Genomic DNA, 12271 nt, shown 5'->3' with positions numbered 1-12271 from the left:
TAAGGGTTCGTTGTCTGAAGACTCTGGCTTCGTGACGCTGAGTTGGGCGTTTGTAACGCAAGGATTGTACAAGGTAAAAAGTACCAAGTACCAAGTACGGAGTCAGTGTTGGGATAAGGGTTCGTTGTCCGAAGACTTTGGCTTCGTGACGCTGAGTCGGGCGTTTGTAACGCTAGGATTGTACAAGGTAAAAAGTACCAAGTACAAAGTACGGGGTCAGTGTTGGGATAAGGGTTCGTTGTCCGAAGACTCTGGCTTCCTGACGCTGAGTTGGGCGTTTGTAACGCTAGGATTGTACAAGGTAAGAAGTACCAAGTACGGAGTCAGTGTTGGAATAAGGGTGAGACACTCACATTGACGAAGAGCTTTGATGGAAATCCCGATAGGGATTCAATCCCGAAGGGTATTTGCCCCGGGTAAAACCCGGAGGAAGTAAAATTAAGAATGAGCGTTTCCAAAAACCCTGATAGGGTTTAATTAATCTGGCCTAGATAGCCCGAGAACTTATGAGAATGACGAAACCTCATGATGTGAGTGGAGACATTCACATTGGCGAAGAATTCGGAATCGGTTCTCGTATCTCGCTTCTTGGCTCTTGGCTCTTGGCTCTCGAATCTCGGTTCTTGGCTCTTGGTTCTTGGTTCTTGGCTCTTGGTTCTTGGCTCTTGGCTCTTGTGTCTCATATCTCATATCTCACGTCTCATATCTCACGTCTAAAATTAAAAAATGAAAAAACAAGAAATACCTGTTACGGGAATGAGTTGTGCGGCTTGTGCGATCAGTGTGGAAAAGACACTGTCCAACAACCCGGGTGTGAAAAAAGCATCTGTGAACTATGCCAACAATTCTGCTTGGTTGGAATGGGATGATCAGGAAGTGTCTTTGGATGATCTCCAGCAAAAAGTCAAAGCAAGCGGCTATGACCTATTGATAGCGGACATTCAGGAGGAAGATCTTGAAAATATTCAAAAAGAAGCCTTCCAAAAGTTAAAAAGAAAGACCCTATGGGCGGGAATCCTTGCTTTACCGGTATTCCTGATCGGCATGTTTTGGATGCATATGCCCTATGGGAATTACATCATGTGGGCATTGACGACCCCAATTTTGCTGGTGTTTGGGAATCAGTTTTTTAAGCAGGCATGGCTTTTGGCCAAAAACAGACAGGCCAATATGGATACCTTGGTGGCGCTCAGTACCGGCATTGCATATTTATACAGCACCTTTAATACCTTTTTTCCCGAATTCCTGCTCGAAAGAGGAATAGCACCCCATGTTTATTTTGAGGCTGCTGCGGTAATCCTTTTCTTTATTCTTTTAGGCAAAACCATGGAATCAGGTGCCAAAGCCGGGACAGGTGCTGCACTGAAAAAGTTGATGGGATTACAGCCCCAGGAATTGGTGGTCTTGGAAAACGGCTCTGAAATCATAAAAAAAACCTCAGAAGTAAAAGCCGGTGAAACGATCCTGATCAAACCGGGACAGAAGATCCCTTTAGACGGCAAAGTACTGCAAGGTTCTTCTTATGTCAACGAAAGCATGTTGACCGGAGAACCATTACCTGTTTTGAAAGAAAAGGGGACAAAGGTTTTTGCCGGCACTGTCAATCAGGAAGGAAGTTTCGAGTTTACTGCATTGCAGGTGGGCAACGATACCTTATTGTCACAAATTATCCTTCGGGTAAAAGCGGCACAGGGTTCCAAAGCCCCCGTGCAAAAATTAGTGGATCAGGTAGCAGGGATATTTGTACCGATAGTCCTTTTGATCGGCTTGCTGACATTCTTTATTTGGGGCTTTAGTGGCGTAGAAGATTCCTGGCTTAGGGGTATGTTGGCTTTGGTGACCGTTTGGGTCATCGCCTGTCCCTGTGCATTGGGATTGGCCACACCAACTGCAATCATGACCGCCATGGGCAAGGGTGCCGAAATGGGTATACTGATCAAGAATGCTGAAAGCCTGGAAAAAGGAAAAAAAATTGATACCCTGATTCTTGACAAAACAGGCACCATCACTGAAGGTAATCCCAAAGTCACTGAATCTTACTTTTCAGACAACATTCAGCCTGCTGATTTGGGATATTTATTAGCCCTTGAATCCAAAAGCGAACATCCTTTGGCCAAAGCCATCAGTCAGTTTCTCTCAGAGAAGCACAGACCGGGAAACCTACTCGAATTTAAAAGTACCACAGGCAAAGGCGTTTGGGGAAAATCTGAAGAAAGTGCATACAGGATAGGCAATCAGAAATGGCTGGAAGAAGAAGGCGTAGAAATCAATGCTGAAATCATAGAGAGATCTAAAGAATATCTTCAACAAGGTGCTGTGGTGGTTTTAGCGGCAAAGGATACAGCGCTTTTAGGAGTCTTTAAAATAGCTGATCCTATCAAATCAGGTTCAAAAGAAGCCATCCGGAAAATAAAGAGCATGGGAATCGATGTTCACATGTTGACGGGAGATCAGCAAATGACAGCTGCTTGGATTGCAAAAGAGGTTGGAATTGAGGAGTTCGGTTCGGGAATGCTTCCCCAGGACAAGGCCAGTTATATCAAAGACCTACAGGCCAAAGGCAAAAAAGTCGCCATGGCCGGAGATGGTATCAATGACAGCGAAGCCTTGAGTCTTGCAGACCTGAGTATAGCTATGGGCCATGGGACGGATATTGCCATGGAGGTAGCAGAGGTGACCTTGGTCAATTCCGATCTGAACCAAATCCCCAAAACCATACAATTGACCCGAAAAACAGTCAGTATTATCAAACAAAATCTGTTTTGGGCATTTATATATAATGTCATTGGCATTCCGATTGCCGCGGGCGTCTTATATCCCGCCTTCGGCTTCCTGCTCAATCCCATGCTCGCAGGTGCCGCCATGGCGCTTAGTTCCGTGTCTGTGGTGGGGAATAGTCTGAGGTTGAGGAGGGGGTAGGTAGGAATGGGGTTGCCGAGAGGGAATTTCCAAATCTGTCTTTGGTATCCCGAAAAAGTAAGGGAGAGAAATCTATTTCCCTAACTTTGGCAAATAGACCTCTCCTACGTCGAGGTGACAAGGAAAAGCCAATTTGCCTAGACATCGCTACTACTTCAGTTAGCATCATTAAAAATTGCACCAACCTTATCTTTAATCAATTGTCTCACTTCTCGTCTCTAGGTTCTCGGCTCTTGTCTCACGTCTTATGTCTCAAATCTAACGTCTAAATTCAAAGAAAATGAAATCCTTAAAATTCAAAACAAACGTAAAATGTGGCGCATGTGTAGCAGCCATCACTCCTGAAATGGAAAAATTATCTGCTGAATCCTGGACAGTGGATCTTACCCATCCTGAAAGGATTCTGACCGTGACTGGTGAAATGAATCAAAGTAAAGTAGTTGAAGCCCTGGAAAAATCAGGCTATAAGGGAGAAATCATTTCCTGAAACAATTCAAGCCAAATTTGCTTTAATTTATTAGCTTTGCCCAAAATTTTCGATGATCAACTACCAAAAATTTGTACTGGATAATGGCCTGCAGGTACTGGTCCATGAGGACCACGGCACCAAGATAGCCGTATTGAATATCCTGTATAAAGTAGGTTCCCGAAACGAGATCAAAGGCAAAACCGGTTTGGCCCATTACTTTGAACACCTGATGTTCGGCAGTTCCAAAAATGTTCCTGTTTTTGACACGGCATTGGAAAAAGTCGGTGGATCCTGCAATGCATTCACCAATACAGACATTACCAACTTCTACATTACCCTTCCCGCTGCCAATATTGAAACGGCTTTTTGGCTGGAATCCGACAGGATGCTCCAACTCAATCTCAGTGAAAAAACCATTGAGACCCAAAGGAAAGTGGTCATTGAGGAATTCAAACAACGGTACCTCAACCAACCTTATGGCGATGTTCATCACCATATCCGGAAGCTTGCCTATGACACGCATCCCTATCAATGGCCGACCATAGGTGCTAACCTTGAAGACATCATCAACTACAAGCGTGAAGATGTGGAGGAATTCTATTTCACCCATTACCGTCCTGACAATGCCGTCATGGTGGTAGCAGGGGATGTCACTTTGGAACAGGTCAAGCACTTGGCCGAAAAATGGTTTGGAGACATTCCATCCGGGCAAATTCCCAAGAAAACCATCAATCAGGAATTGCCGCAAGCAAGCAAAAAAACAGCTACAGTACAGGCGGATGTCCCTACGGATGCGCTATACAAGGTATATCATATGCCTGCCAAAATGCAGGATGGTTACTTGGAATCTGATCTGATCACGGATATCATTGGCTTCGGCCGCTCTTCCATTCTGGAACAGCAATTGGTAAAAAACGGTAATATCTTTGCCTCTATAGGAGCCTATATTTATGGGACTGTTGATCCGGGACTGATGGTGTTTTCAGGAAAAATGGAAAAAGGTCAGACTGCTGAAAATGCTGAGAAGGCATTGGATGAAGTGGTTCAGGCTTTTTTGGAGTCCAGCATTTCCAATGAAACCCTGACCAAGGTCAAAAATCAGGCAGAAGCCATGAAAACCTATGAGTCGGTACAGATTCTAAACAGGGCAATGAGTTTGGCCTATTATGCCCATTTGGGCGATGCGGATTTGTACCAAACTGAATACGAAAAGAAAACCCAAATCCCGGCAGATCAAATACTGGATTGGGCCAGAAATATCTTGAGGGAAGAGAATTCGTCGGTTTTGTATTATAAGGGGACTTAAGGATAATTGTACAAGGTACCAAGTACAATGAACCAAGTATGGGTTATTAGAAAAATTGGAGAATTGGTAATAAAGTGTAGTTTCTTGTTTTCCCGATATGCATTGGGCTAAGCTGTGGCTCTTATTTCCTTGCCCTTGATTCCCCGATTTTCATCGGGACAGGCTTTGGTTCTTGTTTGTGAACTCCCTTTGACTCAGGGCAGGTTTTGATCCTCCTTAAGCGAAACCTTCGGGGTTTTAAAAACCCCAAAGGTTTTCAAGTCTCACGTCTCATGTCTCACGACTAAAATCTAAATTCAAAATGTCAAACTTCAGAATAGGTTTCGGTTACGATGTTCATCAGCTACAGCTAGGATATGATTTTTGGCTTGGGGGCATTAAACTTGAACATGAAAAAGGGGCTGTAGGCCATTCAGATGCAGATGTACTGATCCATGTGATCTGTGACGCCTTGTTGGGTGCAGCCAATCTCCGGGATATCGGTTACCATTTTTCGGATAAAGACCCGAAGTATAAAGGGATTGATAGTAAAATACTTTTGAAAGAGGTAATGCTTCTACTCAGGAATGAGGGCTATGAAGTTGGCAATATTGACACCACAGTCTGTCTCCAAATACCTAAAGTCAATCCGCATATCGTGGCCATGAAAAAATGCCTTTCCGAGGTCATGGAGGTTGAGGAAAGAAATATTTCCATTAAGGCTACTACTACAGAAAACTTGGGTTTTGTGGGCAGGGAAGAGGGAGTCTCTGCTTATTGTGTGGCATTAATTTATACCATATAAGATGTCCCGGGAAGTAAAGATCATCACCACTGAAGACGGTTCACATTCCTTGTTCCTGCCCGAATTGAATGAAAGCTATCATTCTTTTCATGGGGCTTACCGGGAATCCATCCATGTATTTATGCTGTATGGTCTGGAGACTTGGCACATGCGTAATCCTGAAAGGTACCCTATCCGGATATTTGAGGTAGGATTTGGAACAGGGCTTAATGCTTGGTTAACTTTGGTTTGGGCCGAACAGTATAAGGTTCCGGTTCTGTACCATACCATTGAACCATTTCCTTTGGAAAAAGAGATTTATTCCAAGCTCAACTATACAGAAGTAGATACGAGTATATACCATTATGCTTCTTATTTCAATAGGTTGCATACCGCACCTTGGAATGAAGGGACTATAATTTCAGAGTATTTTAATATGAAAAAAGACCTTGTGACTTTGGAAGAAGCCGTCCTCTACCCTACTGATGTGGTCTTTTTTGATGCCTTTGCGCCCAATAAGCAACCCGAACTATGGACCAAAGAAATACTGGCCAAAGTTACTGACACCATGAACCCTGGTGCGGTTTTTACAACTTACTGTGCCAAAGGGCAATTGAAACGGGATTTACAAGACCTCGGCCTGGAAGTCGAAACCCTCCCCGGCCCTCCCGGGAAAAAAGAAATGGTGAGGGGGGTGAAGGGAAGGATAATGGAAGAAGGATGAAGGGTAGATTTTAGATTTTAGACCTGCCTATCGGAAGGTAGGTTTTAGAATTGGCTTTGTGGGTGAAGGTTAAGTACATGAGTTAGAAGTAGGGTGCCTTCATGTAAATGAGCTTTCGTAAGTCTATAGGCCTTATTTTTTGATTCTTAACTCTCACTTGCACCCCAATCTGGGGCAGGCAGTTATTCTTGTCTCTAAACTCTCGTCTCTAATTCCTACCTGTCGGCAGAAAGGTCTCGTTTCTCCCGTCTTGATTCCCCAATACTCGGGGCAGCCTTTGTTTCTAATATCTAACATCTCACGGCTCAAGTCTCCTCCACAAACATCTCCTCAATCAGTTCATTATAAAAATCCCTGACTTCCATGCCAATGGCCCTGACCTGTTGGGAAATCAGGCTGGTTTCGGTTTGGCCGGGAACGGTATTGATTTCAATGAAATAAAATTTATCTGTTTCGTGTTCCAGAAAATAATCAATCCGAACAGCTCCTTTGCAATTAAGTTTGGTGTAAACTTTTTCAATGATCCGGTTAACTCTATTTACTTCCTCTTCACTCATCCTTCCTGGTGTAATTTCTTCAGTCACCCCGGGAGAATATTTAGCCTCAAAATCAAAAAATTCTTTGCTGCTGACAATTTCGGTTGCGGGCAAGACGGTCGTTTTACCTTTGGCGTGATACACTCCTATGGAAAATTCCCTACCACTTACAAATTCTTCTACCAAAACCTGACTGTCTTCCGCAAATGCCTTGTCTAATGCTTCCTGTAATTCTTTAGGGACTTTTACCTTGCTCATACCAATGCTACTACCACCATTATTAGGTTTGATAAACAAAGGTAGGCGAAGCTCTTTTAAGATCTTAGCTGTATTTGCTTCAGAGTTTTTGAATAGCTGAACAGACCTTGCCACAAACAGTTCGGGAATATTCTGAACAATTGCCTTGGTATAACCCTTGTTCATGGTAATCGAAGAAGTCAGTGCATCGCAGGTGGTGTAGGGTATTCCCAAGAGATCAAAATATCCGGCCAATTTCCCATCTTCTCCCGGCGATCCATGCAGAATATTAAAAACTCCATCAAATGTGATTTTCTGACCATTTAATAAAATAGAAAAGTCATTCAGATCTATGAGAATTTTTTCTCCTGCTGCTGTTTCATAATACCAATTGTGCGGATATATCAAAATCTTAAAAACATCATACCTATCCGTATCGATGGTTTTTTCGACTACAGCAGCACTTTTGAGCGAAACCACCGACTCTCCGGTATAGCCTCCGGTAACAATAGCTATTTTTTTCTTCATAGGACGTAAATGTAAAAAAACCCTACTTGATTTACATCTGCAACATTGAAGTTTCAAAAAAAATAATGGTGAGCGTAAGCCAAGCTTAATACGTATGATTTTTTGTTTTGAAATTTATCTGAAAAGAATCTATCTTCACAAGATGACCAAATCCTTCATTTTTAATAATTTAATAGCAATCCTATTATTTGTCTTTTTACCAAAAAACAATTTTGCGCAGAAACCAAGTTTCTCCACTGGTCCATATATATTTCTAAAGGAGGACCGATTACAGGTAAATTGGATTGACAACGGGACTTCCAAAAGCGATAAGTCTTTAAGCCCTGAATTTATAGAAAGTGAATTTGGTCTTCACTTGGATCCGGTATTAGTAAAAAAGAAAATGCAGCAGACTCCTGATTTTTATCAAAATTACAAAGGGGTCACAGAATTGGTTGTTATCTCAGATATTCATGGTCAATTTGACCTCATGGTCGAACTGCTGAGAAGCCATGGTGTTATTGATGATAAACTGAACTGGAGTTTTGGAAAAGGACATTTGGTCATCAATGGTGATATTTTGGGAAGAGGAGATAAAGTTACAGAAGCCTTGTGGCTAGCCTATATTCTTGAAGATCAGGCCATAGCGGCAGGGGGTAGACTCCATTTCCTATTGGGCAATCATGAACTGATGTTGCTGGAAAATGATTTACGGTACCTGAATCAAAAATATGTCCGAACCTCAAGGATGATGAAAATGTCAGTAAAAAAAATGCACGACAATGAATCTGTATTGGGCAACTGGCTACGGAAAAGACCTGTCATCATAAGCATTGACAGCCTTCTGATAACACATGCAGGCATCTCTCTGGAGTTTGTAGACCGGGAATTAACTGCCCATGACGTGAATCAGCTGTTTTATGAAAATATTCTGAATCCCTCCAAAAACCGCAGCGATAGAAGCAAGGACATTTCATTCCTGACCAGTCCCAAAGGACCGATTTGGTACAGGGGTTACTTTGATGAAAATAACATCAATCTGACTGATTTAGACTATATCTTGGATTATTTTGGTTCCCAAAGAATAATTGTAGGCCATACTTCGGTAGACATGATCACTCCTCTTTTTGGTGGTAGGGTATTGGCTGTGGATTCCAGCATCAAAAACGGCAGGGGTGGGGAGATATTGATCATTGAAAACGGTGAACTCTTTCGTGGTTCAATCAATGGAATAAGATTTAAATTTCCCTGATGCAATTAACTCAGTGGTTTCTTTGGAGATAATTATAAAATCTTCCTATCTTTAATCAAGTCCTATGCAGAAATACTTCAAAATTTTTCTTTTACTCTTTTTATCGTTGGCATATTTACCCAGCGTAATAGCTCAGGAAATCAAAGGTCCGGTTTCCGAAGGACCTTATATTTTTTGGCAAGACGGTGCCTTCAATGCCAAATGGGTAGAAAATGGACAATTGAAAACGGAAGAAGACATCAATGTGGATTTTCCTGATAAAGAATTGGGATTGGGCGTGGATACAGACCTGTTCAGAAGCAACTTGATCAGCAGACCACGCACCGCTCAAAAATATAAGGGCGTTTCAAATATTGTTGTGATTTCCGATATCCATGGCCAATATGACCTCATGGTCGAATTATTGAAAAACCATGGAGTAATCAACGAAAAACTGAACTGGAATTTTGGCAAAGGCCATCTTGTCATCAATGGGGACATTATGGACCGGGGGGATAAAGTAACCGAAATATTGTGGCTTGCCTACAAGCTTGAAAATCAAGCCCTGAAAGCCGGCGGAAAGCTTCATTTTTTGGTCGGTAACCATGAACTGATGGTTACCCGGGATGACCTGAGGTATCTACATGAAAAGTATGTAAAAGCGGCTGAAATCATGGGGATTACTGTAGGAGAGCTCTATGGCTTCAATTCCGTATTGGGCCATTGGATTCGTCAAAGACCCGCCATCACTACCATCAATGATTTATTATTTGTTCATGCCGGAATATCACCCGAACTAATACAAAGAAAGATGACCGCAAAAAGTGTCAATAAAATGTTTTTTGAAAATATCTTGGGACCTTATCCTCCTAAAGAGAAAAAAGAAGATGATTTTTGGTTTTTGATGGAATCCAATGGCCCCGTATGGTATCGTGGCTATTTCAATCAGGGAGAAATCAGCGATCCAGCTGTAGATGAAATTTTAGCCTATTTCAAATCAAAACATATCATAGTTGGGCATACCTCCTTTGAGACTGTCAGCAGCCATTTTGGAGGTAAAGTTATCGGAGTGGATTCCAGTGTCAAAAACGGTGTGGATGGTGAGGTGCTGATTGTAGAAAACGGAACGCTTTACCGAGGACTTAAGGATGGGGAAAGAATCCAATTTTGAGTTTAAGCCCCAGGCAAGCTAATTCCTTTTACTTTTCTATAAAGTGCCAAAGCATATTTATCTGTCATTCCTGAAATAAAATCAATCAAAGCCCGCAGCATGGGATATGGGTTGACGTGTTCTCCCCACCCTTCCAAAGGAAAATCCTCGGGCAATAATCTCAGGATACTTTTGTCTCTTCCTGAATAAAGTTCTGTTTGATAAAACTTATGATTCAGTGCCATAGAAAAAACCTCAAGTAAACCCTCCAAAACCTGAAATCCTGCTGCTTCTTTTTCCAGAACGGGTTTTGAGCGATAGATTTTTTGAACAGAAAGATCAGATATTTTGGACAGCGCTGCGGCAGAAGGAATAATTTCCGTAAGTGCTTGATCAAAATCTCCTGTCAGCATCTCCTCCTCTTTTTGACAAAATGCAATGACGCATTCCTCCACTAACTTCCCGATGGTCATTGCCCTCAGGATGGCAAGTTTCTGTGTTTGGGTAGTATATTTTTCTAGCTTTTCAGGCTTGAATCTTTCTCTGAGGATCTCAACCATCAGGTCTCTGCTCTGCTCAAAAGAAACCAAACCCAAGGTGCAGCCATCTTCCAAATCAATAATACTGTAACAAATATCATCTGCAGCCTCCACCAAAAACGCCAAAGGATGTCTCGACCAACATTCCGGACTGGATTTACCCAATCCCAAAACCTTCGACAGGTGGGCGTAGTCTTGTATCTGATCAGCAAAAAACCCAAATTTCTTTTGGCTTCGCCTTTTCTTATCCCTTTCAAATACCTGTGCGGGTCTGGGGTATTTGGTAAAGGAAGCCAACGTGGCATAGGAAAGCTTCAATCCATTATTATGTGCCACCAACATGCGAAATCCTTGTGCATTACCTTCGAAATTGCATAAATCAGTCCATTCTACAGGTTTGACCTGTCCCTGCCAGACTATTCCATAGGGATGGTGTTTAAAAAAATCGGAGATGGCTTCCTCTCCCGCATGACCGAAAGGCGGATTGCCAATATCATGGGTCAGCGCTGCGGCAGCTACAATTGCCCCTATGTCTGAGGAATGGATACCAATTTCAAATAGGTCGGGATATTTATCCACCAAGTATTCACCGACTGATTTGCCTAAAGACCGGCCAACACTGGAGACTTCGAGGCTATGAGTCAGTCTGGTATGGACAAAATCATGTTCAGGTAAAGGGAATACCTGTGTTTTGTCCTGGAGATTTCGAAAAGGTGCAGAAAAGATGATTCTATCGTAGTCAATTTCAAATTCACTTCTAAAAGAATCATGTACCGTACTTTTCTTTTTGGTCGGATCAAATCTTCCCGAGGCCAATAATTTTTCCCATTGCATCATGGCCAAAATTACTAAAGCTAATTGTTTACAGGCTAATCTTGGGTGAAAAAAATATAGAGAAGCCGAATTGGCACAATGATTGATTAATTATTGAATGAAAATTGAACCAACTATATCTGAAGATTAATATTTTTTGGGTGACAAATGGTGACACTTTAGTTCCCCGTATATGCTCAGGACATGGCTTCCTGGGCTTTTTTTTTATTCAAGCGATATATTAACTTATCTTTCCTCTATCTTTTCTATTTTTGAAATGTGAAAATCAAACAACTGCTTATTTTATTGCTCCTGTACCTAAATTTTGGCTGTTCAGGTACCGAAGAAAGGTCCACTGCCCTTGTCAATGTTTTCTTGGTAGGTACTCCTGGTTTTTTTGAGGAAGTGGGAATCGAAATATTGGGAGTGGAGGTACAAGTAACCGGAACAAGGGGGCAGGATAATGCTGAGGCGGTTTTTTTATCGAACCTTCAGGCCAATCAACAGGCCAACTTATCCACTTTGGTCAATACCGGACAATATCTGATTGGTAGAGGGGAATTTTTGGTGGGTGCCATTACTGAGCTCAAACTCAGCTTGGGTGATGATAACTACGTCATCCTTGGAGGTGATAGGTTTGTGCCAAGGTTTGTAGATAACGCTGCTGAAAACCCTGTTATGCCTGTTAGTATTCCTTTAGATGGCGGTATTTCCCATGATATTTTTATTGATTTCAATACTTTGGAATCTATATTGTTCACAGGAGGAACTCAAGGTGAGTTTTTATTGGCCCCTGATTTCAGGGCATTCTCCAGCATCAACACGGGGGACATTGCAGGCATCATTCGTCCTCAGACCCAAAAATCGTTGATACTTGCCATTCAGGGTCTTGATACCCTCGCCAGTACTACCCAAAACCCTCAAGGGAATTTTCTGATCAGGGGATTAAATGGTGAGGTAACGGTTTTTATCTATCCCTTTAGCGATAGCTTTTTACCCGATACAGTAAACAATGTCCTTGTTGAACCTCGTCAGAGAACCCAACTGGGAGAAATAAATCTCCGGCCAATTCCATAA

Annotated in this window: 10 protein-coding genes; 8 read left to right on the top strand and 2 right to left on the bottom strand. The window is 42.2% G+C overall.

Annotated elements, in window-relative coordinates:
* The first annotated feature begins 726 nt into the window (after positions 1-726).
* The 5 genes from HMJ38_RS17645 (at position 727) to mnmD (ending at position 6181) form a co-directional block, all read left to right on the top strand.
* Positions 727-2919 carry a heavy metal translocating P-type ATPase gene (locus tag HMJ38_RS17645; protein WP_194975747.1) on the top strand — a complete coding sequence of 731 codons (2193 nt, stop codon included), beginning with the start codon at positions 727-729 and terminating at the stop codon, positions 2917-2919.
* A 280-nt stretch (positions 2920-3199) separates the two neighbouring features.
* Complete coding sequence (locus HMJ38_RS17640; RefSeq protein ID WP_194975746.1) at positions 3200-3406, top strand: cation transporter; 207 nt, start codon at positions 3200-3202, stop codon at positions 3404-3406.
* Between the two features lie 52 nt (positions 3407-3458).
* Positions 3459-4694, top strand: coding sequence for a M16 family metallopeptidase (locus HMJ38_RS17635; RefSeq protein WP_194975745.1), 1236 nt, complete (start codon positions 3459-3461; stop codon positions 4692-4694).
* Between the two features lie 301 nt (positions 4695-4995).
* Positions 4996-5478 carry a 2-C-methyl-D-erythritol 2,4-cyclodiphosphate synthase gene (ispF, locus tag HMJ38_RS17630; RefSeq protein ID WP_194975744.1) on the top strand — a complete coding sequence of 161 codons (483 nt, stop codon included), beginning with the start codon at positions 4996-4998 and terminating at the stop codon, positions 5476-5478.
* Between the two features lies 1 nt (position 5479).
* The gene (gene mnmD, locus HMJ38_RS17625; protein ID WP_194975743.1) at positions 5480-6181 is read left to right on the top strand and encodes a tRNA (5-methylaminomethyl-2-thiouridine)(34)-methyltransferase MnmD; all 702 of its coding nucleotides are present in this window, start codon (positions 5480-5482) and stop codon (positions 6179-6181) included.
* 305 nt (positions 6182-6486) lie between these two features.
* Here mnmD and HMJ38_RS17620 read toward each other — a convergent pair whose 3' ends face one another.
* Positions 6487-7482, bottom strand: coding sequence for a D-alanine--D-alanine ligase (locus HMJ38_RS17620; RefSeq protein WP_194975742.1), 996 nt, complete (start codon positions 7480-7482; stop codon positions 6487-6489).
* A 142-nt stretch (positions 7483-7624) separates the two neighbouring features.
* Between HMJ38_RS17620 and HMJ38_RS17615 the strand changes: the two genes are divergently transcribed.
* Both HMJ38_RS17615 and HMJ38_RS17610 read left to right on the top strand, forming a co-directional pair.
* Positions 7625-8713, top strand: a complete 1089-nt coding sequence (locus HMJ38_RS17615) for a metallophosphoesterase (protein WP_194975741.1) — start codon at positions 7625-7627, stop codon at positions 8711-8713.
* A gap of 64 nt (positions 8714-8777) precedes the next feature.
* Positions 8778-9863: a metallophosphoesterase gene (locus HMJ38_RS17610; protein WP_194975740.1), complete on the top strand. Its 1086-nt coding sequence runs from the start codon at positions 8778-8780 to the stop codon at positions 9861-9863.
* A 2-nt stretch (positions 9864-9865) separates the two neighbouring features.
* Here the strand turns inward: HMJ38_RS17610 and dgt are convergent, their stop codons facing one another.
* Positions 9866-11218, bottom strand: a complete 1353-nt coding sequence (gene dgt, locus HMJ38_RS17605; RefSeq protein ID WP_194975739.1) for a dGTP triphosphohydrolase — start codon at positions 11216-11218, stop codon at positions 9866-9868.
* Positions 11219-11473: 255 nt separating this feature from the next.
* Between dgt and HMJ38_RS17600 the strand changes: the two genes are divergently transcribed.
* Complete coding sequence (locus HMJ38_RS17600; protein WP_194975738.1) at positions 11474-12271, top strand: DUF4382 domain-containing protein; 798 nt, start codon at positions 11474-11476, stop codon at positions 12269-12271.

Origin of the sequence: Aquiflexum lacus, from assembly GCF_015476655.1 — a bacterium.
Taxonomy (GTDB): domain Bacteria; phylum Bacteroidota; class Bacteroidia; order Cytophagales; family Cyclobacteriaceae; genus Aquiflexum; species Aquiflexum lacus.
Note: the sequence above shows the minus strand (reverse complement) of the source record. Positions and strands in the feature narration are given on the sequence as shown.